The organism is Acinetobacter cumulans, assembly GCF_003024525.3.
Taxonomy (GTDB): domain Bacteria; phylum Pseudomonadota; class Gammaproteobacteria; order Pseudomonadales; family Moraxellaceae; genus Acinetobacter; species Acinetobacter cumulans.
Genome location: NZ_CP035934.2, coordinates 1 through 24664, shown reverse-complemented (window position 1 = coordinate 24664; position 24664 = coordinate 1). Strand labels below are relative to the sequence as shown.

Below are 24664 nucleotides of genomic sequence, written 5' to 3'. Positions count from 1 at the left end.
AAACGCTTGATTCAGTTAATTTCGCTAGTAACTCATAGCTTCTATCTTCACATCACAGTAATAAATCACTGTTAGTGTTAATGTCAGTTATGAGTATGAACAAATTATTTCAACTCAAATATATTCTGTTAATGATTTAACATGCCTTCGTCAGGTCATGTTGCTGTGATAAATCACAGAGCTTAATAACAATGAAGCGCATTCTACGCTAGTTTGTTGCTAAGCTCTATAACCTAAGCACTTGATCGCTTAAAGACTAAACTAACAGTCAGCTGACTGTTCATTTATTAACTTGTCTTTTATACATCGCTTTGCGATGTATGGTGGAGACTAGGAGAGTCGAACTCCTGACCTCCTGCGTGCAAAGCAGGCGCTCTACCAACTAAGCTAAGTCCCCAGCTTATCAATTAAGTCAATGTCTCTGTTTTCTGTTTGCTCTCATATTTTATTCAAATATTTCGTTAGTCAGATTTGGTGGGTCTGACAAGACTTGAACTTGTGACCCCACGCTTATCAAGCGTGTGCTCTAACCAACTGAGCTACAGACCCTCAGATACATCGTCATGAAGAACAACTTGTTGTGGATTCTTACCAGTCGCCAATCTTTCGTTAAGGAGGTGATCCAGCCGCAGGTTCCCCTACGGCTACCTTGTTACGACTTCACCCCAGTCGTCGGCCACACCGTGGTAAGCGTCCTCCTTACGGTTAGACTACCTACTTCTGGTGCAACAAACTCCCATGGTGTGACGGGCGGTGTGTACAAGGCCCGGGAACGTATTCACCGCGGCATTCTGATCCGCGATTACTAGCGATTCCGACTTCATGGAGTCGAGTTGCAGACTCCAATCCGGACTACGATCGGCTTTTTGAGATTAGCATCCTCTCGCGAGGTAGCAACCCTTTGTACCGACCATTGTAGCACGTGTGTAGCCCTGGTCGTAAGGGCCATGATGACTTGACGTCGTCCCCGCCTTCCTCCAGTTTGTCACTGGCAGTATCCTTAAAGTTCCCGGCCGAACCGCTGGCAAATAAGGAAAAGGGTTGCGCTCGTTGCGGGACTTAACCCAACATCTCACGACACGAGCTGACGACAGCCATGCAGCACCTGTATGTAAGTTCCCGAAGGCACCAATCCATCTCTGGAAAGTTCTTACTATGTCAAGACCAGGTAAGGTTCTTCGCGTTGCATCGAATTAAACCACATGCTCCACCGCTTGTGCGGGCCCCCGTCAATTCATTTGAGTTTTAGTCTTGCGACCGTACTCCCCAGGCGGTCTACTTATCGCGTTAGCTGCGCCACTAAAGCCTCAAAGGCCCCAACGGCTAGTAGACATCGTTTACGGCATGGACTACCAGGGTATCTAATCCTGTTTGCTCCCCATGCTTTCGTACCTCAGCGTCAGTATTAGGCCAGATGGCTGCCTTCGCCATCGGTATTCCTCCAGATCTCTACGCATTTCACCGCTACACCTGGAATTCTACCATCCTCTCCCATACTCTAGCTTCCCAGTATCGAATGCAATTCCTAAGTTAAGCTCAGGGATTTCACATCCGACTTAAAAAGCCGCCTACGTACGCTTTACGCCCAGTAAATCCGATTAACGCTCGCACCCTCTGTATTACCGCGGCTGCTGGCACAGAGTTAGCCGGTGCTTATTCTGCGAGTAACGTCCACTATCCCTAGGTATTAACTAGAGTAGCCTCCTCCTCGCTTAAAGTGCTTTACAACCAAAAGGCCTTCTTCACACACGCGGCATGGCTGGATCAGGGTTCCCCCCATTGTCCAATATTCCCCACTGCTGCCTCCCGTAGGAGTCTGGGCCGTGTCTCAGTCCCAGTGTGGCGGATCATCCTCTCAGACCCGCTACAGATCGTCGCCTTGGTAGGCCTTTACCCCACCAACTAGCTAATCTGACTTAGGCTCATCTATTAGCGCAAGGTCCGAAGATCCCCTGCTTTCCCCCGTAGGGCGTATGCGGTATTAGCATCCCTTTCGAAATGTTGTCCCCCACTAATAGGCAGATTCCTAAGCATTACTCACCCGTCCGCCGCTAGAAATCGGTAGCAAGCTACCTATTCCCGCTCGACTTGCATGTGTTAAGCCTGCCGCCAGCGTTCAATCTGAGCCATGATCAAACTCTTCAGTTTAAAATCAATAGTACCTTTAAAGGGTACCAATCTTGGCTCATCAATTACTGACAAATATTTGCTCAAATAAACTTCGAGAAATTTCTACCAATTATCAATGAAAATATATTCGATTGATCAACCAGTAAAAATCCACACAAGTTGTTCTTCATAATCTCTTAATGATCTTTCTAACACCTCGTCAGTGCTAGAAGCTGGACTTCGATATACTTAACAACTCAGCGTCTAGCTTCGTTCGTTTCCGTCTATCTCGTCGGTATGGGATGCATTCTAGACCATTTCGAAATCATTGCAAGTGCTTTTAATCAATTGTTTTATCGTGTGTTTCTTTTTTACGCACTGTTTTGTTTTATATTTATACACAATAAAGCCCAAACACATGATTTTAATAATTTAATATTAATTTTTTATGAATGGGCTTTTTTTTGGCTACTTGTTCTCTTTTGGTGCTTTTATCTTCACACTCTGAATAACAATCGATTGTGTTGGTACATTTTGGTACATGCCACGATTGCCAGTTGCTGTTTTTTCAATTTTTTCGACGATATCCATACCTTTTGTCACTTGACCAAACACGGCATATCCAGCATTCATCGCACTTTTGTTTAAAAAGTCGTTATCCACGGTATTAATAAAGAATTGGCTACGTGCGGAGTTAGGATCGTTTGTACGAGCCATCGCTAATGTGCCACGTTTATTTTTTAAACCATTTGAAGATTCATTTTTAATAGGGGCTTTTTCTATCGTCTTTTCGACCAAGTTACTTTCTAAGCCACCACCTTGGATCATGAAGCCTGGAATGACACGATGAAACACTGTGCCATTATAAAAACCGGATTTTGCATAATCTTCAAAGTTTTTTACTGAAATTGGCGCTTTGTCGTTAAACAATTCAATCTCAATATTCCCCACGTTGGTATTCATTTCAACCAATGTATTTTGTGCGAATACACCAAAGCTACTTAACGTTGCCGTCAATACAATAAAAGTATGTTTTAACATTTGCTCACTCATCTATATGAAGTTGTGCTTGTCACTGTATGTATTTTAGTCTTTCATGAGAAATAAAGCATTAATCAAAATGAGAAAAAAAATGCAGATACCAGCAATCACTACAGAAGTGATTCAATCCCCGCCTCCTTGGAAACTACAAGGCGCTGGTTTTATTTTAAATTACTGGGTAACGCCTCGTTTTATTCAACAATCAGCTATCCTCCATCACTCCCCTTCCCCAATTGGGAGAATGATTCAAGTAATGTTGGTTCGTTATGAAAGCTCACCTGTTGGTGCTTATGATGAATTGTTGATTTTGGATCACCCACTGATTAGTAAGAGAGTGTTAAGTTCTATTCCTAAAATCTATGTTTCTACACTTGCTTCAGTCACTCACGGACAGACTCTTTGGGGAATTCCAAAAGAACTGGCACAATTTGAATGGCGAGATACAAAACTTGGCCTCACGTGTACAGTTCGTGTTGCAGGCCAACACTTCACCTTAACCCTATATAAAGCAAAAAAACCTAAGCTGTTTTATATTAATAGTCATCACATTCCATCTTCAATTTTGCAAATCCGACAAACTTGGCAAAATAAACGCTACAGCTTTGCCCCCCAGTTTAGAGGGCATATTGCAAAATTAGCTGGCGTAAAATGGTCAGATAGCCAAGGGCTATTTCCAGACTTTTCTCAAGCACGCTTATTACAGAGCTTTTTTGTGCCGAAATTTAGCCTGCTATTTCCTGAAGCTAAAATAAAAGACAGATAACATGGTTTCACGTGAAACCATGTCTTTAGCTATTTTTCTTATCCCAAAATTTACGGAAATTCTTACTCAGCTCGATGTGATATTTTTTCGCACGTGTAGAGACAGTCGTTAAGTTAATAAAACCATGAGTTTGGTCTAAGTATTCTTGATAATGTAAAGCGACACCCTGTTGGCGTAATTTGTGTGAATAAATTTCGCCTTCATCATGCAATAGATCATGCCCAGCTGTAACAATAAAAGCTGGCGCAAGCCCTTTTAATTTGCCATAAGTCGGTGAAATCAGCGGATCATCAAGTTCAACTTGATGCTGCTCTGCATAAAAAGCAGTGACGTGATCAACATCGCCACCCGTCAACACTAAACCATCTTTATAAGCAAAAAATGAAGGATGACGGCTTTTAAAATCAACAACAGGATAAATCAACAATTGCGCATGAGGTGCATAAGCTTTTTGCGCTGTACGCTGTGCAACAACTGTTGCAATATTAGCGCCTGCGCTATCTCCCGCAACAGCAATACGCCCTTTTAAAACTTTTAATTGTTTGCTGTTTTGAAATACCCAAGCCAATGCATCTTCACAACATTGTATTAATTGCTTTGGACTCGCTTCTGGCGCCAACGGATAATCAATACTTAACACTTGTGCTTTCGCATGGACAGCCAATAAACGGCATGCTTCATCATGTGTATCCAAACTTCCAACAACAAAACCACCGCCATGATAAAACACGATTAAAGGCAGTTTTTTGCCTGGCGCAGGATGATAATGGCGCGCAAAAACAGTGCCACTCTGTAATGGTAATCGTAAGTCCTCTACATGTTTCACCGCAGTAACTTTATTGCGTAACGACTGCATTTGTAAATCAAATTGCTTACGCGATTTTTCATAATCTGCGCCAATAAAACCCTGACGACCCTGCTTCAGCTGAGCTGCCATCATGCATTTAATGAAAGGATCAAGATCTGGAAATATATAAGGATAACCCAATGCTTTGGCTAAACTATCTTGTACGAAACTCGGAAGTTTATCGAGTGCGCGTGCAGCCGTGCCTTGGCCTTTTTCTAATAGTTGTTGCAAGTTTTGATTAAAAGCGGTCATTGCTATTTTTTTCCTTGGCTTTCTTCATACTTTCTACATGATCAATGCTTATGTGACCATACTTGTATACAAGTCACAACATCTGCATACACAGATATCATTTCATTAAGCTAAGCTTATTTAAATCACTTGTCATTGACAATTATTTCTTAATTTGTGGAGTTATTTTGCTGCTCCCATTTATAGAGGACATCACTATGACGACTAAAATTATTGCAGTTTCATTGGCCACTGCGTTTATGGCTGTAGGATGTGTGGCATTTCCAGAAGATGGTTATTACGATGGTCGTTACGATCAACGCCAATCCGATCGCGGTTATGATGCACGATACGATCGTGAAAGAGACCGCCAGCGCTGGGAATATCAACAGCAACGTAACCGTCTAGAACAAGAACGACGTAAACAGCTCTATGAACGTCAGCAATGGGAACAAAAGCGTCAGCAACAACAAATTCAGGAGCGCAGACAAAATGAGCTTGAGCGCCAACGAAATGAACAACAACGCCAACAAGCCCAAAAAGAACGTGAAAAGCGTGCCGAATGGGAGCGTAAAAAACGTGAACAAGACCGTAACTATGAGCAACGCAAACAAACTGCTGATCAACGCCGTCAACGTCTAGATCAGCAACGTGATGAACAACGTAAACGTTGGGAAGATCGTCGACAAGATAATCGAGATTAAATCGCGTTATTACTTCAAAAAAAGCCTATAGCATTGCTATAGGCTTTTTTATGGCAACCTTGCCTCATTCTCATACACCACCATTAGGCCATAATTGGTCTATCACTTTTATAATGGCCACTACAATCGTATAAAAGTGCCGAGTATTTTTATCCTATGTGACAGCGTAGTGTTTAGGTTCGTATGAATTGCATAATAATAATACAGAGCGAAATAGACAGAAGAGGCATCTTTTCTTCTGTCTATTTTGAATGGACCATCAACCTAATAAATTAAAGTTGATGCGGAGATAAATGCGGTTTATTGCGCAGTCGCTTGTGGTGCTTGCCCCTCTAAAGCAGGTGCAGATTGAATACCATCTGAACTTTGCACACTCGGATCGGCTTGTACGGTTGCTGTTGATTGTGCTTGCGGAGCAGGTGCACTATTTAATTGTGAAGTTTCAGGTGCTGACACCGTATCTTGAGATGAACATCCCACAGCAAATAAAGTAAAGCCTGTGAGTAATGACAGCATAAACATTGTTTTCTTCATCGTTATTTAATTCCTTTCATATTCAAATAAAGCGCAAAGTTGTTTCTTTGCGATGCTGATTATGAAAAAAATATTGCCCTACTACCCACCTGCTGAGTAGTAGTTTGAAGGTAGACCAGTACACCTTCTGCAACGTTATATTAATTCTATAGTTCATCTGTATTCGCATGATTTTGTTAAAGCTCTACCAAACCTAGCCTGCACCGCCTGCAATACCAATGACATTTACATGAAGCAAAAAAAAAAGCTTATCCAGAGGTTGGATAAGCATTGAAAAACACATTCAAAATATACTAAAAGAAGAAACTACAGCGATAGAATCTGAGATCTATAGTAGAGATGTATAACAATTTTGAGAAATACTTTATAAAATAGTTTTAATCGTTTTTATGTATAAATATTAGCCAGTGTAAAATTTATACAGTAAAAATAAGAAAACAGAAGCCATATCTCGCTCTCTCTTCAAAATATGACTACTGTTGATTCGATTATATTGCCTTGTATGACAGTAAAATGAAAACTGATAAAAATTATGATATTAATCGTTTTACTAGATCCTTTTATACTTTTTTATCTAAATTATAATTTTTAGAATCGCGTTGTTATCAATAAATCGCTCATTTCTGTATAAATTCTCACAAGATGCGTAAAAATTATCATGCCTCTGCTTGAATTTTTAACAGCAGCCCCGATTTCTTCTTTAATCATGACATTTAGTAAATCATGGCAGTTCAGAATTAACGAGGTTAGACCTGACGCCTAAGGACTGTACATGTTTAAGAACCCTTTTAAACGGAGTAAATCAATGACAACTGAGCAAAACCCAAACGCTCAAGAATTAGAGCAAGAGCAAGCAGAAGCGCAAACTCAAGCTGAAAACGAGCAAGCAGAAGTTTCAGTTGAGGATTTACAAGCGCAAATCACCAATTTAGAAGAAAACTTAAAGCTTGAAAAAGCACGTACAGCAAATGCCGTATATGAAGCACAAAAAAGTGTTGAGCGTATTCAGCGTGAATCTGAAAAGCACAAAGATACTGTGCTTGAAAAATTTGCTAAACAACTTCTTGATTCAGTTGACAATCTTGAACGTGCAATTGCAGCAGCAGGCGATGAGAAAAACTCACTGTCTGAAGGTGTTGAACTAACACTTAAATCTCTACTCACTACTTTAGAGAAATTTGGTGTGGTGGCGGTAGATACTGCGAATGGCTTCAATGCAGATCTTCATCAAGCTGTAGGTATTGATCCAACTGCAAAAGTCAATGAAATTGGTACTGTTTTGCAAAAAGGCTACAGCCTAAATGGTCGTTTATTACGTCCAGCTATGGTTATGGTTGGCGCATAAGCCCAAGAAATTCGAGAGTTTTTAAAAATATTTCTGAATTTAAACTTGAAAATTTTTGATTGGCTCTCATATCGGATAATAAGTAAATCCCTTTTAATTTCCCTTTGATAAAGGGAAAAGTTTGGGAACAAAAGAATTTTAGAGGAAACATCCAAATGGCGAAAATCATTGGTATTGACTTAGGTACAACTAACTCTTGCGTAGCAGTACTTGAAGGCGACAAAGTTAAAGTAATCGACAACGCTGAAGGCGCTCGTACAACTCCATCTATTATTGCGTATAAAGATGGCGAGATCCTTGTTGGTCAATCTGCAAAACGTCAAGCAGTAACAAACCCTAAAAACACATTATTCGCGATCAAACGTTTGATCGGTCGTAAGTATCAAGACCAAGCAGTTCAAAAAGACATCGGTCTTGTACCTTACAAAATCATCAAAGCAGACAATGGCGATGCTTGGGTTGATGTAAACGACAAAAAACTTGCTCCACAGCAAATCTCTGCTGAAATCTTGAAAAAGATGAAAAAAACAGCTGAAGACTACCTTGGTGAAACAGTAACTGAAGCGGTAATTACCGTTCCTGCTTACTTCAATGATGCTCAGCGTCAAGCGACTAAAGATGCTGGTAAAATTGCTGGTTTAGAAGTTAAACGTATCATCAACGAACCAACTGCTGCGGCTCTTGCGTTTGGTATGGACAAAAAAGAAGGCGACCGTAAAGTTGCGGTTTACGACTTGGGTGGTGGTACTTTCGACGTATCAATCATTGAAATCGCTGACCTTGATGGCGACCAACAAATCGAAGTGTTGTCTACAAACGGTGATACATTCCTTGGTGGTGAAGACTTCGATAACGCGTTAATTGAATTCCTTGTAGAAGAATTCAAGAAAGAACAAAGCGTAAACTTGAAACAAGATCCTCTTGCGCTTCAACGTTTAAAAGAAGCTGCTGAAAAAGCGAAAATCGAGCTTTCTTCTTCTAACGCAACTGAAATCAACTTGCCATACATCACTGCAGATGCGACTGGTCCTAAACACTTAGTGATCAACGTAACTCGTGCAAAACTTGAAGGTTTAGTTGCTGACTTAGTTGAACGCACAATCGAACCTTGCCGTATTGCGCTTAAAGATGCAGGTCTTTCGACTTCTGACATCTCTGACGTGATCTTGGTGGGTGGTCAGTCTCGTATGCCACTTGTACAACAAAAAGTACAAGACTTCTTCGGTCGTGAACCACGTAAAGACGTGAACCCTGACGAAGCTGTAGCGATGGGTGCTGCGATTCAAGGTGCGGTACTTTCAGGTGACAAAACTGACGTACTTCTTCTTGACGTAACTCCATTGACTCTTGGTATTGAAACAATGGGTGGTGTGTTAACTGCAATCATCGAGAAAAACACAACGATTCCTGCGAAGAAATCTCAAGTGTTCTCAACTGCTGCTGACAACCAACCAGCTGTAGACATTTCTGTGTTCCAAGGTGAACGTAAAATGGCGCAGCAAAACAAATTGTTGGGTAACTTCCAATTAGGTGATATCCCACCTGCTCCACGTGGTGTGCCACAAATTGAAGTATCTTTCGACATCAACGCTGATGGTATCTTGAAAGTATCTGCGAAAGACAAGAGCACTGGCAAAGAACAATCAATTCAAATTAAAGCAAACTCAGGTTTGAGCGATGCTGAAATTGAAGCGATGATTAAAGATGCTGAAGCGAATGCTGAAGAAGACCGCAAATTTGAAGAATTAGCGAAAGCACGTAACGAAGCTGATGCACTGGTATCTTCTGCTCAAAAAGCAGTGAAAGATCTTGGCGAGCAAGTAACTGCTGACGAAAAAACTGCAATTGAAACTGCATCAGCTGAGCTTGAAGCGGCTACGAAAGAAAATGACGTAGAAGAAATCAAAGCAAAAACTGAAGCACTTCAAAACATCATCATGCCGATTACGCAACGTGCGTATGAAGCTGCTCAAGGCCAAGGTGGCGCTCAAGGTTTCGACCCGAACGCTTTCCAAGGTGATGCTGCTGGCCAACAACAGCAAAAAGCAGACGACGGCGTTGTAGATGCTGAGTTCACTGAAGTTAAAGATGACAAAAAATAATTTGTCGCTTTAAATAAAAGACCGCGCGAAAGCGCGGTTTTTTTATGCCTAATATATCGGTACTGAATGATCGTAAGGCCGATTAAAAAGCGATGCTTTAAGCGAGGTATCACTACTTATTTTTGTTTAAATATTATACATTAAGCTTATATTGTTCATGTGCTTGCATTATGCGCTTCTTCATTCTTGCTATTGTGCTGTTATTTGTTGGACTGTTGAGTTATCAACTCAAAACACATGATCAATTGCGTTATAACTCGCTGGCCGATCGTATACTCCACCCTTTTGACACGCGCTTACGCTATCAAATTGCCGAAGTCGATCCACGCTTTGGTATTAGCCAGCAAGAACTGATTGAACTGACTCAACAAGCCGCCGATCTCTGGCAAAATGCCTCTGGGCAAAAGCTCTTTGTCTATGACCCTGACGCACAACTCAAAATTCATCTTGTGTATGATGAACGACAAGATAACTTTAATGCATTTAAAAAAATGGAGACAACGCTCAATACTGAGCAAAATAAAAACCAACGCGTCTCTGAAAACTTAAACACGTCACAAGCCTATTTAGAGCAACTTCACACAAGCATTCAACAGCGCCGTGTGCTGATCGATGCTGAATATCAAAGCCTGAATCAGCAACGGCTGAGCTGGAGTCGCCTTGAAGACAGCCAGGGGGAAAATCGCAGACGCATTGACCTGCAATATCAACAACTCAAAGAGAAAAGTCAGCAACTCAAAAATGATATTGATTACTTCAATCAATTGAATGCTCAATACAATCAACAAGTCGAGCAATACAATCACAATATTCATCGCTTTAACCAAGATGTTACGCATGCTAAACAGCGTTTCCCTGCTCGCGAATTTCACAAAGGTGTATTTATGGGGCAAGAAATTCAAATTTATCAATTTGAGAATCAAGATGATTTACGTTTAACGCTAGCACATGAATTAGGGCATGCACTTGGACTTGGGCATAACTCAGATCCTAAAGCTTTAATGTATCCGATGCTTGGGGCACAAGATCTGGCGCATTTTCAATTACAGCCTTCAGATTTAGCACTCTTAACGGCGCGTTAGCAGTTATAAATTCCTTATTTTTTATAAGGTTTTCTATAAGCTTTCACAACAAAGCCTATATTTCATGTTAATCTAAAATCATACACACCGCCTGAATATATAACTGGAGAGCAATGTGAGTTACTACCATATTCTTATTGAAGTGAATGACCACATCAGCACAATTGAACAGACTCGTGATATCGAAATTTTTAATATCACAGAAATTCAACCATATCTCCACTCAATCTTATTGCCATTTTTTAATGAGCAAATGATTGAACTCGAAGATGAAAATATTGAATTTAAGGATATTTTGCATTTAGAAATCAAACAAACCTTATTGCCAATTCAAGATTTGATTGAAGAAGAACAAAAGCTGTTACCAAGTGATACCGATGTTTCAATTACAGCCTATGAAATTTTTAACAATCGTGACCTTAGTCAAGATGTCACTACCATTGTGCTGGATCTTTTAGAAGCCATCAAATTTGATGCCAAAGATTAAAAAGTAAAAAGCCCTCATGAAGAGGGCTTTTTTATGCGAATCTTAATGCAAAAAAGGCTTAGATAGAGAATGAAGAACCACAACCACAAGTTGTCGTCGCATTTGGGTTTTGCACCACAAAACGCGAACCTTCCAAACCTTCTAAATAATCAACCACTGAGCCAACTAAATATTGATAGCTGAGTGAGTCCACCAACATTTTTACGTCGCCATTTAAAAATTCTGCATCATCTTCATTTTGGCTTTCTGCAAAGTTAAAGCCATAAGAGAAACCTGAACAACCGCCACCAGTAACATATACACGGAGCATTAAGTCTTGGTTTCCTTCACTGTCACGCAATTGGCGCACTTTATTTGCGGCATTGTCAGTCAACACAAGTGCAGGTGCATTCATGGTGGATTCCTCTAATTGAATGGGATGTCTTAAATCAAAAAAGACCATAATTCAAGTATAGCATACTCGAACTATAGTCATACTTTGCAAAACAAAGTTAAATCAGAGTAAATTTATCAGGTTTATTTGTAGTTTTCATCCTGCAATGCACATTCAAAGTTTTTCGCATCTTCTTTACAGCGGAATTGCCATAATAGCTTCATCATGCGCTTGTCATATACACCACGTTTGGTTAAATCAATACGCGCTTCACGCATCATTTTTTGATAACCAGGACGATCTGCTGCAGGTACATCCATCCAATATTTACTTGGAATATCCGACTTCATTTTACCCAAAATACCAAATGCACGTGGTAATTGTGTTTTCACCCATTCACGTGACTTTTGCCCATAACCTTCTGGGAATTTATCTGGGCGAATAATAATATTCCCCGTAACCTGCAAGATTGGATAATTGACAATCGCGCCTTTAGTTCCTAAACCTTTATATAATTCTAAAGGTTTAAACACCGCTGCAGGTGCACCAATAATATCAACCTGACCATTATTAAACTTAGCACCAAAGTTTGTTACATCAGCACTTACGGCTTGTGCACCAACTTGCTGTACCATAATTTTTTGTGCTTCATCATAGTCTAAAACCGCAATTTTTTTACCTGCTGCTTTAGCAACGGTATTAATGCTACGGTCATTTACCAATAAATATGCATCACCAACAGGAATAACCCCAGCGACCTCATAACGGCCATTCACCATGCTTTTGGCAAATGTCGGGCTCGCCAAACCTTGCATGATTTTTACCGCTAATTTTAAGTCTGGAATTGCACCAATCGCATCTAATGAACCTGTAAATCCATTGAATTGACGGCCACGCATACCTGTCACACTAATCGCATCACATTTTCCAGCTTTAAAATCTTCTGCGATTACCGCTTCATTTTGGCCGACACGTAGCTCAATATCAGCACCCCAATTTTTGGCTGCCAATTGATAGTCTTTCATGAGTGTAAATACATCGCCATTTTTACCAACCAAATCAAATACACACATGACTTGTTTAGCTTGAGCTGCATTCATGGCAAACATTAAACCTGCACCGAGGCCTAACACTTTTAATGCTTTTACTTTATGCATTTTTTTCATCCTTGTTACATTGTTTTTATCAGTTCATTATTGTGTTTATATGCATGGCTTAAAACAACCAAACCATGCCAGACAAGTTCGCCAATTCATCTATAGGACTGACGCTGTTTAACTGCATCATCTAAGAATTTTGGGCCAGATACAATTGCAAAACTGCCTTTAAATATGCATAAAAAAAAGCCTAGAACAACTAGGCTTTTTTCTTAAAAATCAAATTATTCACCACCAAGTGAACATTCAAAATTCGCCTTATCGACAGAGCAACGTGCTTTTTTCAATACACTCATCATCGCAGGATCATAAATGCCACGTTTAGTCATATCCATACGACCATCACGTAAAAGTTTTTGATATTTGGTTTTGTCTTCTGCAGTCAAATTCATTTTGTATTTTGCTGGAATTCCCGCCTCTAAACGGTTAATCATTGCAAAACCTTTTGGTAAGTTTTGAATGAACCAATCACGAGATTTTTGACCAAAACCTGCTGAGAATTGATCAGGACGAATAATAAAGTCAGCGGTTACTTGAAGTACTGGGAAGTTAAACATCGCACCATTCGTACCTAAGCCTTTGTAAATTTCCAAAGGTTTATACGCATAAGCAGGTGCACCCACCATATCAACCTGACCATTATTGAACTTCGCTACGAAGTTAGATACATCAGAAATTACCGCTTGAGCGCCTACACGTTGCACCATAATTTTTTGTGCATCGTCATAACCTAACACTGCGAATTTTTTACCCGCAGCTTTTTCAATTGAGTTAATGCTCTTATCACGTACGAAAATAAATGCTGAGCCTAAAGGTGCAATCCCTGCAACTTCATACTTCTTACCACCTAAGTTACTAATCATTTTGCTTTCATTACGCTTATCTAAAGCAAAAGTAATGGCACGTTTTGCAATTTCATTGCTTGGTGCACCACCGAGTGCATCAATTGAGCCTGCAAATTTATTGTATTGACGCGCACGCATTGCGGTCATAAATACGCCATCACATTTTCCAGCTTTAAAGTCGTTATCTGCAACTGCTTCATCTTGACGTGCAATCAGATTAATATCTGCGCCCCAGCCTTTCGCCGCTAGCGCCCATTCTTGCGCCATTTGGAAAGACTCACCCGACTTACCTAGCAAGTCGAATACGCAAATATCTACTTTTTCTGCTTGTGCTGTGCTAGCGAAACCAATCACAGAGAAAGTTGCCAAAGACAGGAGGGCTTTTTTCATTGTATTTATCCTTTTGAGATTTTTTTGTTCATGGGTATCCATTCATGACAAAGTTTAAGCAAGTTATTTTTAAAAAAATAGAGCATTTACTCAATTAATTCATGTCATTTTGGTCTCTTTTGCCAATTTTAATGATCTTCATCACAGCAAAAAAATAAAATATATTTTAAATCAATATACTTAGCACTTTTATCGAAAAGCAAAATTTATAAGATGCTCATGAATCTTTACAAAGAAAATACATGATGACTACTCACCACCGAGTGAACACTCAAAGTTAGTCCGCTCAACTGTACACCGCGCTTTTTTTAGCACCGTCATCATAGTGGCATCATAAATTCCCATTTGAGTTAACTGAATACGTTCATCTCGTAAAAGTTTTTGATATTCATCTCTTGATTCTTTGCTCAGCGCAACTTTATATTTGGCAGGAATTTCAGCTTCCATACGTTTGACCATCGCAAAGCTTTTCGGGAGTTGCTTCACAAAGCATGCTCTAGAGTTTTGCCCATAACCTTCTGGAAAAGCTTCAGGACGAATAATCAAATCTGCAGTCACATTGACTACTGGAAAATCAATCATTGCACCTTGTGCCCCTAAGCCTTTCGCAATTTCTAAAGGTTTAAAGGCATAGGCAGGTGCCGCCACAATATCCACTTCGTTTTGATTAAATTTACGAATAAAATTAGAAATATCAGACAGAACAGGCACAGCACCAATACGTTCAACCATGCGTTTTTGTGCGCGATCATAATGTAAAATGGCGAATTTTTTACCCTTGGCTTGCTCAACCCGATTCATATTGCGATCTTTCACAAAAATATAAGCTGAGCCGATCTGACCAATGCCTGCAACTTCGTAGCTCTCTTTACCCACTTTACTAATTAATCGACGGTTATTACGTTTATCAAGTACATAACTAATGGCTTTTTGAGCAATTCCATTGTTTGGCACTCCCCCCCAAAGCATCAATAGAACCTGCAAATTTATTATAGGCCCGTGCACGCATGGAGGTCATATAAAAACCATCGCATTTACCGTCTTTAAAGTCACTATCTACTTTCGCTTCATCTTGATAAGACACCAATTGAATATCTGTACCCCAAGTTTTACTGGCAAGCGACCACTCCTCCAGCAATTTATAAGACTCTCCAGATTTACCTAATAAATCGAAGACACAAACCGTGGGCTTTGCCAGTGCAGACATAGAGCACATTAAAATTGTGGTGGCAGACAATGCTAAAAATCCTTTTTGCATGCGCTTCATCCTATTCTTTTGCTGTGTTTTGTTTGTTTTTTAAACTTCTTTTTTACAATATAAGCAACTTCTATCAATAAACCTAGAGGATTTCACATATTTTCTAGAAATCTGTTGAATAGCACCTTTTTTACATCTATTTGCAACTTTCGCTACAAAGCCTTGCGGTTTTTTTGTTTTTTGGAAGGCTTCCTTTAGAATAGCGCCATCTTTTTGCTATGTTTTTAATTTCATGATTCAGTTAGACCAACTTTCTATACGTCGCGGTGGCCGTGTTTTATTTCAAAAAGCATCCATGCAACTTCACCCAGGTTGGAAAATTGGCCTAACAGGTGTCAATGGTGCGGGTAAATCCACTTTATTTTCAGCCTTACTGGGTGGAATTGAATCTGATAATGGTTCTTTAACCCGTCCAGCAATCTGGACCGTGGCACACATGGCTCAAGAAATTAAAGCGTTAGATATGAAAGCCATCGACTTTGTATTGTCTGGCGACGAAGAGTATTGGGATATTCAGCATAAACTCGAACATCCAGAACAATTGGGCAATGACGAACTTGCGCACCTCTATGGTCGTTTTGATGAAATCAGTGGCTATTCTGCACCATCTAAAGCATCGCAACTTATGGCTGGTTTAGGCTTTTTTGAGCATCAATCACAATTGAATGTTTCAAGCTTTTCTGGTGGTTGGCGTATGCGTTTGAACTTGGCACGTACGTTAATGAGCCGTTCAGATCTATTATTACTTGATGAACCAACCAACCACTTAGACTTAGATGCAATTTTATGGCTAGAAGATTGGTTAAAAGCCTATGAAGGCACCTTGGTGCTTATCTCACATGACCGTGATTTTCTAGATGCGATTACCGATCATATTTTACATATCGAAAATCAGGAATTAACGCTCTATACAGGCAACTACTCAACTTTTGAAACTACACGTAGTGAACGTCTAGCTCAACAACAACAAGCTTTTGAAAAACAACAAGAAGCTCGTGCACATTTACAAAAGTTTATTGACCGTTTTAAAGCCAAAGCCACCAAAGCAAAACAAGCACAAAGCCGTATTAAACAATTAGAACGCATGCAGGAACTATCTGCGGCACATGTGGACACTCCATTTACCTTCAGCTTCCGTGAACCCACTAAAATGAGTTCACCACTATTGCAACTAGAACATGCAGATATTGGCTATGGCGATAAACTCATTGTGACCAATGTTGGGTTACAAATTACGCCAAATAGTCGCATTGGTTTACTGGGTATGAATGGTGCAGGTAAATCAACGCTCATTAAATCTTTGGTGGGCGATCTAAACTTACTCAAAGGTCAACGCAAAGCCTCTGAACTTTTAAATATTGGTTATTTTGCCCAACATCAAATGGATGCCTTAGATGGCAATGCTAGCCCAATGTTACAACTGGGACGTATTGCAGGAAAAACCATTAGTGAAGCAACACTCCGCTCCTTCTTGGGCAGTTTTGGCTTTAGTGGTGAACGGATGGACACGCCAAGTGAAAGCTTTTCAGGCGGTGAGCGTGCACGCTTAGCCTTAGCACTGATTGTCTGGCAACGTCCAAATGTCCTGATTCTCGATGAACCGACTAACCATTTAGATTTAGATATGCGTCATGCCCTCACGATGGCATTGACTGATTTTGAAGGCGCTGTGGTCTTGGTATCGCATGAACGTCAATTGATTGCCAGTGTCTGTGATGAGCTATTACTTGTGCATCAAGGCAAATGCCGTGAATTTGATGGCGACTTAAGTGCTTATGCAGATTGGTTACGTCAAGCCCGAGCTGAAATGCTTAAAACCGCGAATGTACCTGCTACACCAATCAAATCGGAAGTACAAAACAAAGTCATTAGCTCTAAAGGTGATAAAGAAGCTCAACGTAAAGAAGCTGCACAACGACGTGAGCAAACTCGCCCGATTCGTAAAAATATTGAAAAATGTGAAAGCCAAATTTCGAAACTACAACCACGCTTAACAGAAATTGAAAATTTACTGGGTGATGCCGGCTTATATGATGCTAGCCGTAAGGACGATTTACTGAAGCTAATGAATGAACAAACTGAACTCAAAGCCAAATTAGAACAAGCAGAAGAGCAAATGCTTGAATTAATGATGGAATTAGAGGAATTGGAAAGTAGTTTTGACAATTAAAACCTATTGTTTAGTCTAACTAAAACAAATAAACCGCCGTGAAATTAATGTTCCACGGCGGTTTTTTAATTCAACTAAACAATAAAATTCACCCAAATAAAGACTCAATATAGACAATTCATTCAGCTATTTTTGACCCATTACATCTCAATCCATTCACCAAGCAAAGATAAGCACAAACCCATTCATCCTTAAAAAATCTTTTGAATTTAAAAAGTGCCAAGTAAAGAGTTTTAAATTCAAATCTTTTCGTAAGTGAACATACTTTTAAATTCAAAAAATAAATCACAATAAAAATTACTCAAAACACCCTCATGTTGTGGATATTTTTTATTTTTCACATAATAATTCTATGGATAACTATTATACATATCCACAATTTTTACACATATTACTTTTAATAAAATGATCTAAACATAGATTTTAAGGCTTTATTTTGCTCTTTTCTGTTTTAAAAATCGCAATTCTTTTATTTTCCATGTCTCTTCAAATTGCCATAATTCTTGTATTTGTTGCTGGTTTTCGGCAAGCCCAATCAAAATTTTACATGAGGTTTGGTCACGATCAAACTCATAAGCTTCAAATTCGACATCGGGTTTTTTAGGTTTCCACACACCATTTTTAACAGCATGTGCAATGCGATCGTAGCGTGTGAAGTTGCTTTCAGTACGCCCGTCTTGCTCATAAACAACTTTAAAATGCTCATCCTCATACTGCAAAAGCACCTCATAATTGCCTATAAAAAAAGCATTTACCCAAATATCACGTATGTGTTCTAACTGATTATCCATCATATCAACCTCTCATTTTTACAGCATTGCGTTCATTTTAAGAACATCATGACATAGCAATGCGTCAGTTTGATAAAATCAAGATGATTATATTTTATACAAATTTAGATTAATTTAGCATAAAAAAAGCACCCATATTGGGTGCTTTTTTTAACTTCTTTACTTGAATATTAAGCGTCAATATCTGCGTTTAAAGCATTTTCTTCAATAAAGGCACGACGAGGCTCTACATCATCACCCATTAAGCAAGAGAACATACGGTCTGCTTCAATTGCATCTTGCACAGTCACTTGTAGCATGTTGCGGTTTTCTGGGTCCATCGTAGTTTCCCAGAGTTGCTCCGCATTCATCTCACCCAAACCTTTATAGCGTTGGATCATCATGCCACGACGCGAGTCTTGCAAAATGTGTTGCCATACTTGATGGAAAGTACTTACCGTAATTTTACGATCGCCTTTTTGCAAGTATGCACCTTCTTCCAACAGCGTGAACCAACTACGAGAGTTCTTCAATAATCGAGCGTATTCACCAGAACCCAACAGACCTGCATCTAATAAATAAGGGTGCGGTAAGTTATGAATATAAATCGTGATACGAGGCAAATAGCTTTCAACTTTTTGACCATCTGCCAGCTCTTTTTCAAACACCTCAAGCGTTAACTCTGGACGCAAGCTTGGCTGTTTCTGTGCAACTGCAGCACAAATTTTCTCGCCCCATTGCTCCACATAAGCACGATCAATAGTTTGATCTAGCTTAAAGCCTTCCACAGCAATCAAAGCATCTAACAAGCTTGCTGGATAACGCACAGTTAAACGGTGCAAGCTTTTTTGTGATGTTTGATAATCCGCAATCACACCAGCTAAAGCTTCACCACGAATGGCTGGCGCTTCTGCACTCACGTGAAGTTCGAGCTCATCAATCGCATTTGAAATTAAATAAGTTTCAAGCGCATCATTATCTTTGATGTACTGTTCTTGCTTACCTTTTTTCAACTTATACAGCGGTGGCTGCGCAATATAGATATGACCACGTTCCACAAGCTCAGGCATTTGACGGAAGAAGAAGGTCAGCAACAAAGTACGAATATGCGAACCATCGACATCAGCATCGGTCATGATGATGATTTTGTGATAACGCAATTTATCAGGATTGTATTCTTCACGGCCAATACCACAGCCCAACGCTGTGATTAACGTACCCACTTCAGCCGATGAAATCATCTTGTCAAAGCGTGCACGTTCCACGTTAAGGATTTTACCTTTCAATGGCAAAATTGCTTGCATCTTACGGTTACGGCCTTGCTTTGCAGAACCGCCTGCAGAGTCACCTTCGACCAAGTACAATTCTGAAAGTGCAGGATCTTTCTCTTGGCAATCTGCCAATTTACCAGGAAGGCCTGCAATATCAAGCGCACTCTTACGACGCGTCATTTCACGTGCTTTACGCGCAGCATCACGTGCACGGGCAGCATCAATGATTTTGCCTGCAATGGCTTTTGCTGCTTGAGGATTCTCTAAAAGATATTCAGAGAACGATTTATTCATGGCCTGCTCAACCGCAGTTTTCACTTCACTCGACACCAATTTTTCTTTGGTTTGTGAAGAGAATTTTGGATCTGGAACTTTAACCGAAACAATCGCCGTCAAGCCTTCACGTGCATCATCACCAGAAACTGCAACTTTCTCTTTTTTGAGTAAGCTTTCGCTTTCCATGTAGCTATTTAAGCCACGCGTTAATGCCGCACGGAAACCTGCTAAATGTGTACCACCATCTTTTTGTGGAATATTATTAGTAAAACAACGTACATTTTCTTGGTAGGTATCATTCCATTGCAATGCAACCTCAACACCAATGCCGTTTTCTGCTTGGGTGGTGAAATGGAAGATTTCATTTAAATGCGTTTTGCCTTGGTTAATATATTTAACAAACTCAGACAAGCCACCTTCGTAGTCATACACATGTTCTAAGTTAATACGCTCATCACGTAAAACAATGCGCACACCTGCATTCAAGAAAGACAATTCACGTAAACGACGAGCCAAAATATCGACATTAAAAATCGTTTGGCTAAACGTTTCTGCACTCGGATAAAAACGTACAGTTGTGCCTGAAGCATCTGTTACGCCTGTTTCACGTAGCTTATAAACAGGATCACCATGGTGATATTCTTGTTCGTAGGTTTTACCCGCACGGCTAATATTAAGTAGCAGTTTTTCAGATAAAGCGTTTACAACCGAAACACCAACACCGTGCAAACCACCAGAAACTTTATAGCTATTATCGTCAAACTTACCGCCCGCATGCAGAATGGTTAAAATAACTTCTGCAGCTGAAACACCTTCTTCAGGGTGAATATCGGTTGGAATACCACGGCCGTTATCCGATACACTAACCGATTCATCTTCATGAATAGTCACTTGAATTTCATCACAATAGCCCGCTAAAGCTTCATCGATAGAGTTATCGACGACCTCAAACACCATGTGATGCAAGCCTGTGCCATCATCAGTATCACCAATATACATGCCTGGACGTTTACGAACAGCATCTAGGCCACGCAATACTTTGATACTAGAGGAATCATAAGCTTTTTCATTGGTTTGTTCTGTATTAGAGACAGATTGCTCTTCTGAACTCATGGTTTCTCCCTAGTGAAAAATAGGTCTATCCAAAAAATGGGTAAATCGTCATTGCACAGCAAGCTGAACGCTACCGTCTTTAACATTGAATAATTGATAAGAAATAGACAAATCATGCATGTGCTGTTGCACTGCGTCACAATCTAAAGTGGTAATAAAAACCTGGCTACCAAGTTGGCTTAATCGCTCAATTAAACGTTGTTGTGCGGTTAAATCTAATTCTGCTGTAAGATCATCTAATAATACCACAGTTTCCTTATTACACGCATGTAGCATTGCAATCTGTGACAGTTTTAAAGCCATGATCAGGAGCTTTTTTTGCCCTCTCGACAGCACCACATCAGCATCCCCCATCGGGGTTTTTAAACGTAAATCTGCACGATGCGGACCATGCTCGGTATAACGTCTTTCTAGATCTTTATAGTGCGCATTGGTCAAATCATTTAACAATCCAGTTTCACTATGAAAGCCCGCACTGTATTCCATGCAAATTTCCAGATCAGGCAAGAGCTGCGCTAAATCCTGTTGTAAATATCCCTTCCACAGCTCCACAACAGCCTGACGCTGGCGATGCAAAATTTCGCCATAATCACTCAGCATTTGGTTCCACGGCTCTAAATCACTGAGGCTTAAATGACGCTGTGCTTTGAGCAAACTATTACGCTGTTTGAGTGCTCGTGAATAGTATTGCCAAGCAGGATAAAATTCGGGTTCCACGTGGAACATCATCCAATCCAACATTTGTCGTCTTGGCTTAGCACCGTGGTCAATAATATCGCTACTTTGTGGGTCAATCAGTTGTAGAGGTAAGATTTTGGCCAACTGACCTTGAGTTGCAACCAGATCCCCATTCACCTTAATCAGTTGCTCACCGCTTTGCATTTTTTGCATACCAATTTTATCAGTATCAGATTGTGCAAAAACAATGGCATCAGCACAGGCATTTTGAATATAGTTTTTGGGGATATGCGTGCGAAAAGAACGCCCTGTTGCCAACAAATGAATGGCTTCTAAAACAGAGGTTTTACCCGAGCCATTTTGGCCATAAAAGACATTAAACGGCTGCAATCCTGAGAGTGCAACCGTTTTTAAGTTCCGTACACGTTCGATATGTAAACGCGTAATATGCATATAAATGGACGTCTAAAAAATCAATTAAACGCGCATTGGCATCACAACATAAGTTTGATCTTGATGTAGTGGATCTTGTACCAATACCGACTGATTCGCCTCAGTCATGGTCATCAATACATCATCACCATCCAGCACACTCAATACATCCAACAAATACTGTGCATTGAACGACATTTCCATCGATGCATCTGAATATTGAATCGCTAAGTCTTCAACAGCTTCGTCTTGCTCTGGGTTATTCGCACGCAATTGCAATGAATCTTCATTAAAATGCAAGAATACACCACGCAGTTTTTCGTTACTTAAAATCGCAACACGTTGCAATGATTGCTTAAATACATCATGTGCAATACGTACATTTTTGTCGCCACCACGTGGAATCACACGGCGATAATCTGGGAATTTACCATCAATCAATTTGGTCGTGAAACGCACCATAATGTCATGTTGTTCTTTGTCGCGGCTTGGGATACGAATCGTCACATTTAACAATTCACGACCAATTAACAAAGCCAATTGCTCATCTTCAACGCTCAACAAACGTTGTAACTCACCTACTGCTTTACGCGGTGCAATCGCTTGTACCAACTGTGACGCATTAGAAACAGCAGTCGTTTCACACAATGCTAAACGGTGACCATCTGTCGTCACTGCACGCAATTGATTTTGATCAATTTCCAACAATGTACCCGTTAAATAAAAACGAACATCCTGCACCGCCATAGCAAATGCGGTTTTTTCAAATAAACGTTTTAATTCACGCTGTGTAACTGTAACTTCTGTCCCTTGCGTATTTTCTGTAGTCAACAATGGATAATCTTCTGCAGGTAAAGTACCCAACACAAAGCGACTATTTCCAGACTTTAAAATACAACGTTGATCTTCTGTGATTTGTAAATCAACTAATGCTGCAGATGGCAAAGATTTACAGATATCCACCAACTTACGTGCAGGAACAGTGGTTTCACCTGCTTGTAAGCACGCCCCTTCAGATAAAGTGGTTGATGCCACAAGTTCAACTTCAAGATCCGACCCAGTAATGGTCAGGGCTTGCTCAGTCACCTGAATTTTTAGGTTTGATAAAATGTTGAGGGTATGGCGACGTTCAACCGCTCCTACGACATGTGATAGAACATTCAGTAAGCTTTCTTTCGCGATTTTTAAACGCACGATGCATTCCTCTAAAAACTGAAGATTAAGAACAAATAAAATTAATTTTTTAGCAGTGTACTATGCGGCAGATAAGGCCACATTGCAAGAATAGAATTTAACCAAAAACACCTTAGCTTTGAAGCAAGCGAAGAAGGTTTTTATAGTCTTCATTAAAGATTGGATCTTCCTCACGCAAGCTTTGAACTTTTTCACACGCATGCATCACAGTACTGTGATCACGCCCACCAAAAGCCATACCAATTTCAGGGAAACTATCCCCTGTTAACTCACGTGCAAGCCCCATTGCAAGCTGACGAGGTCGCGCATAAATACGTGTACGTTTTGGACCAACTAACTCTTTTAATGGGATTCGGAAGTATTCACTCACCACGCGCTGAATATTTTCAGTGCTGATAGTTCGTGCGCGAATGGCCAAAACATCTTTTAAGGATTCACGCACAACATCCAAATCAATTGGTGTCCCTTTAAAACGTGAAATCGCAACGACTTTATTTAAAGCGCCTTCCAATTCGCGAACATTGGCTACAACTTGTTGTGCAATAAACAAAGCACAATTTCGTGGTAATTCCACATCATTGCTTTCGGCTTTTTTTAACAAAATTTCAATTCGAGTTTCAATATCTGGAGGTTCCACACCCACAGACAAGCCCCAAGAAAAACGTGAAACTAAACGTGGATCGAGTTCAGTAAGCTCTTTAGGATAACGATCCGACGTTAGAATAATTTGTTTCGACTCATCCAATAACGCATTAAAGGTGTAAAAGAATTCCACCAAACTGGCTTCTTTACCTGCAAGCAAATGAATATCATCGACCAACAGTAAATCCAATGAACGACAATTCTTTTTAAACTCTTCAACTTTGCCTTGTTGTAATGAGCTCACAAAATCTTGCACAAAACTTTCAGCTGTCATGTACATGACCCGCGCATTCGGTTTTGCTTGTAATAGGGCATTACCCACAGCTTGCATTAAGTGTGTTTTACCCAAACCCGTCGGGCCATATAAAAATAATGGATTGTGCTGAGATTCACCCAATTGCGTTAACACTTTACGACAAGTTTCTGCTGCCATTTGGTTCGAACGACCTTCGACAAATAAAGAGAAACTAAATAAAGGGTTTAATTGACGCTTACGAATCTGTTTTGCACTACTGTCTTCACGTTCTTTTTTAGGTTTCGCAATCGGTGCAGGACTAGGTGTTAAAGCTGCTGTTGTTGTCGCAGGTTGCTCACTGGCAGATAAAATAGCCCCAGGACGAGAATCGACTTGAATTTCAACTTTACGTACCCGACCTTCAGACAACTGCTCCGCTAAAATAGTAATGAGCTCAAGATGATGTTCTTGAATATAACGCGTCCAATACGGATTGGGCGCATATAAGCGCAATGAGTCTTCTGACTCTTCAGCCACCAACGGACGGATCCACATCGTAAAGACATTTCCCGAAAGCTCTTGTCGCAAGCGATTTAAGCAGTCTGTCCAAAGCAT

Annotated in this window: 18 protein-coding genes, 2 tRNA genes, 1 rRNA gene and 1 pseudogene; 7 read left to right on the top strand and 15 right to left on the bottom strand. The window is 40.2% G+C overall.

Annotated features, from left to right (window positions below; translation table 11 throughout):
• Positions 1 to 321 precede the first annotated feature (321 nt).
• The 4 genes from C9E88_RS00110 to C9E88_RS00095 all read right to left on the bottom strand — a co-directional run bounded on the left by C9E88_RS00110 (position 322) and on the right by C9E88_RS00095 (position 3150).
• Positions 322 to 397 (bottom strand) — tRNA-Ala (locus C9E88_RS00110).
• A 75-nt stretch (positions 398 to 472) separates the two neighbouring features.
• Positions 473 to 549, bottom strand: a tRNA-Ile gene (locus tag C9E88_RS00105).
• Positions 550 to 610: 61 nt separating this feature from the next.
• Positions 611 to 2148 (bottom strand): 16S ribosomal RNA (locus tag C9E88_RS00100).
• A gap of 429 nt (positions 2149 to 2577) precedes the next feature.
• Positions 2578 to 3150 carry a peptidylprolyl isomerase gene (locus C9E88_RS00095; RefSeq protein ID WP_106986203.1) on the bottom strand — a complete coding sequence of 191 codons (573 nt, stop codon included), beginning with the start codon at positions 3148 to 3150 and terminating at the stop codon, positions 2578 to 2580.
• A gap of 91 nt (positions 3151 to 3241) precedes the next feature.
• Between C9E88_RS00095 and C9E88_RS00090 the strand changes: the two genes are divergently transcribed.
• Complete coding sequence (locus C9E88_RS00090) at positions 3242 to 3913, top strand: acetoacetate decarboxylase family protein (protein WP_106986202.1); 672 nt, start codon at positions 3242 to 3244, stop codon at positions 3911 to 3913.
• 25 nt (positions 3914 to 3938) lie between these two features.
• Here the strand turns inward: C9E88_RS00090 and C9E88_RS00085 are convergent, their stop codons facing one another.
• On the bottom strand, positions 3939 to 5012 hold the full coding sequence (locus tag C9E88_RS00085; protein ID WP_106986200.1) for an alpha/beta hydrolase: 1074 nt from the start codon (positions 5010 to 5012) through the stop codon (positions 3939 to 3941).
• A 197-nt stretch (positions 5013 to 5209) separates the two neighbouring features.
• On the opposite strand from C9E88_RS00085, the gene C9E88_RS00080 reads away from it, so the two are divergent.
• The gene (locus C9E88_RS00080; RefSeq protein WP_106986199.1) at positions 5210 to 5695 is read left to right on the top strand and encodes a hypothetical protein; all 486 of its coding nucleotides are present in this window, start codon (positions 5210 to 5212) and stop codon (positions 5693 to 5695) included.
• 300 nt (positions 5696 to 5995) lie between these two features.
• On the opposite strand, the gene C9E88_RS00075 is transcribed toward C9E88_RS00080, so the two are convergent.
• Positions 5996 to 6229: a hypothetical protein gene (locus tag C9E88_RS00075; RefSeq protein WP_106986198.1), complete on the bottom strand. Its 234-nt coding sequence runs from the start codon at positions 6227 to 6229 to the stop codon at positions 5996 to 5998.
• Between the two features lie 805 nt (positions 6230 to 7034).
• Between C9E88_RS00075 and grpE the strand changes: the two genes are divergently transcribed.
• The 4 genes from grpE (at position 7035) to C9E88_RS00055 (ending at position 11245) form a co-directional block, all read left to right on the top strand.
• Complete coding sequence (gene grpE, locus C9E88_RS00070; RefSeq protein ID WP_106986201.1) at positions 7035 to 7574, top strand: nucleotide exchange factor GrpE; 540 nt, start codon at positions 7035 to 7037, stop codon at positions 7572 to 7574.
• Positions 7575 to 7729: 155 nt separating this feature from the next.
• Positions 7730 to 9676, top strand: a complete 1947-nt coding sequence (dnaK, locus tag C9E88_RS00065) for a molecular chaperone DnaK (protein ID WP_106986197.1) — start codon at positions 7730 to 7732, stop codon at positions 9674 to 9676.
• Between the two features lie 170 nt (positions 9677 to 9846).
• Positions 9847 to 10758 (top strand): matrixin family metalloprotease, encoded by a 912-nt coding sequence (locus C9E88_RS00060; RefSeq protein ID WP_106986196.1) that lies wholly within the window; start codon positions 9847 to 9849, stop codon positions 10756 to 10758.
• A 103-nt stretch (positions 10759 to 10861) separates the two neighbouring features.
• Positions 10862 to 11245 (top strand): hypothetical protein, encoded by a 384-nt coding sequence (locus C9E88_RS00055; RefSeq protein WP_162368850.1) that lies wholly within the window; start codon positions 10862 to 10864, stop codon positions 11243 to 11245.
• Positions 11246 to 11303: 58 nt separating this feature from the next.
• Here the strand turns inward: C9E88_RS00055 and erpA are convergent, their stop codons facing one another.
• From erpA to C9E88_RS00035, 4 genes and pseudogenes are all read right to left on the bottom strand, one after another.
• Positions 11304 to 11639 (bottom strand): iron-sulfur cluster insertion protein ErpA, encoded by a 336-nt coding sequence (gene erpA / locus C9E88_RS00050; protein ID WP_106986194.1) that lies wholly within the window; start codon positions 11637 to 11639, stop codon positions 11304 to 11306.
• Between the two features lie 122 nt (positions 11640 to 11761).
• Complete coding sequence (locus C9E88_RS00045; RefSeq protein ID WP_106986193.1) at positions 11762 to 12775, bottom strand: putative solute-binding protein; 1014 nt, start codon at positions 12773 to 12775, stop codon at positions 11762 to 11764.
• Between the two features lie 224 nt (positions 12776 to 12999).
• Complete coding sequence (locus C9E88_RS00040; protein WP_106986192.1) at positions 13000 to 14010, bottom strand: putative solute-binding protein; 1011 nt, start codon at positions 14008 to 14010, stop codon at positions 13000 to 13002.
• A 249-nt stretch (positions 14011 to 14259) separates the two neighbouring features.
• Positions 14260 to 15268, bottom strand: a pseudogene (locus C9E88_RS00035) (putative solute-binding protein).
• A gap of 232 nt (positions 15269 to 15500) precedes the next feature.
• On the opposite strand from C9E88_RS00035, the gene C9E88_RS00030 reads away from it, so the two are divergent.
• Positions 15501 to 17438 carry an ATP-binding cassette domain-containing protein gene (locus tag C9E88_RS00030; RefSeq protein ID WP_106986191.1) on the top strand — a complete coding sequence of 646 codons (1938 nt, stop codon included), beginning with the start codon at positions 15501 to 15503 and terminating at the stop codon, positions 17436 to 17438.
• A gap of 431 nt (positions 17439 to 17869) precedes the next feature.
• On the opposite strand, the gene C9E88_RS00025 is transcribed toward C9E88_RS00030, so the two are convergent.
• From C9E88_RS00025 to dnaA, 5 genes are all read right to left on the bottom strand, one after another.
• Positions 17870 to 18232: a hypothetical protein gene (locus C9E88_RS00025; RefSeq protein ID WP_106986190.1), complete on the bottom strand. Its 363-nt coding sequence runs from the start codon at positions 18230 to 18232 to the stop codon at positions 17870 to 17872.
• Positions 18233 to 18399: 167 nt separating this feature from the next.
• Positions 18400 to 20868, bottom strand: coding sequence for a DNA topoisomerase (ATP-hydrolyzing) subunit B (gene gyrB / locus C9E88_RS00020; protein WP_106986189.1), 2469 nt, complete (start codon positions 20866 to 20868; stop codon positions 18400 to 18402).
• A 48-nt stretch (positions 20869 to 20916) separates the two neighbouring features.
• Positions 20917 to 21999: a DNA replication/repair protein RecF gene (gene recF / locus C9E88_RS00015; RefSeq protein ID WP_106986188.1), complete on the bottom strand. Its 1083-nt coding sequence runs from the start codon at positions 21997 to 21999 to the stop codon at positions 20917 to 20919.
• 24 nt (positions 22000 to 22023) lie between these two features.
• The gene (dnaN, locus tag C9E88_RS00010; protein ID WP_106986187.1) at positions 22024 to 23172 is read right to left on the bottom strand and encodes a DNA polymerase III subunit beta; all 1149 of its coding nucleotides are present in this window, start codon (positions 23170 to 23172) and stop codon (positions 22024 to 22026) included.
• 112 nt (positions 23173 to 23284) lie between these two features.
• Positions 23285 to 24664, bottom strand: coding sequence for a chromosomal replication initiator protein DnaA (dnaA, locus tag C9E88_RS00005; RefSeq protein ID WP_106986186.1), 1380 nt, complete (start codon positions 24662 to 24664; stop codon positions 23285 to 23287).

Bases quoted from the DNA above. Each gene is read 5' to 3' on its own strand.
- C9E88_RS00095 (WP_106986203.1), bottom strand. From the start codon at position 3,150: ATGTTAAAACATACTTTTATTGTATTGACGGCAACGTTAAGTAGCTTT.
- C9E88_RS00090 (WP_106986202.1), top strand. From the start codon at position 3,242: ATGCAGATACCAGCAATCACTACAGAAGTGATTCAATCCCCGCCTCCT.
- C9E88_RS00085 (WP_106986200.1), bottom strand. From the start codon at position 5,012: ATGACCGCTTTTAATCAAAACTTGCAACAACTATTAGAAAAAGGCCAA.
- C9E88_RS00080 (WP_106986199.1), top strand. From the start codon at position 5,210: ATGACGACTAAAATTATTGCAGTTTCATTGGCCACTGCGTTTATGGCT.
- C9E88_RS00075 (WP_106986198.1), bottom strand. From the start codon at position 6,229: ATGAAGAAAACAATGTTTATGCTGTCATTACTCACAGGCTTTACTTTA.
- grpE (WP_106986201.1), top strand. From the start codon at position 7,035: ATGACAACTGAGCAAAACCCAAACGCTCAAGAATTAGAGCAAGAGCAA.
- dnaK (WP_106986197.1), top strand. From the start codon at position 7,730: ATGGCGAAAATCATTGGTATTGACTTAGGTACAACTAACTCTTGCGTA.
- C9E88_RS00060 (WP_106986196.1), top strand. From the start codon at position 9,847: ATGCGCTTCTTCATTCTTGCTATTGTGCTGTTATTTGTTGGACTGTTG.
- erpA (WP_106986194.1), bottom strand. From the start codon at position 11,639: ATGAATGCACCTGCACTTGTGTTGACTGACAATGCCGCAAATAAAGTG.
- C9E88_RS00045 (WP_106986193.1), bottom strand. From the start codon at position 12,775: ATGCATAAAGTAAAAGCATTAAAAGTGTTAGGCCTCGGTGCAGGTTTA.
- C9E88_RS00040 (WP_106986192.1), bottom strand. From the start codon at position 14,010: ATGAAAAAAGCCCTCCTGTCTTTGGCAACTTTCTCTGTGATTGGTTTC.
- C9E88_RS00030 (WP_106986191.1), top strand. From the start codon at position 15,501: ATGATTCAGTTAGACCAACTTTCTATACGTCGCGGTGGCCGTGTTTTA.
- C9E88_RS00025 (WP_106986190.1), bottom strand. From the start codon at position 18,232: ATGATGGATAATCAGTTAGAACACATACGTGATATTTGGGTAAATGCT.
- gyrB (WP_106986189.1), bottom strand. From the start codon at position 20,868: ATGAGTTCAGAAGAGCAATCTGTCTCTAATACAGAACAAACCAATGAA.
- recF (WP_106986188.1), bottom strand. From the start codon at position 21,999: ATGCATATTACGCGTTTACATATCGAACGTGTACGGAACTTAAAAACG.
- dnaA (WP_106986186.1), bottom strand. From the start codon at position 24,664: ATGCTTTGGACAGACTGCTTAAATCGCTTGCGACAAGAGCTTTCGGGA.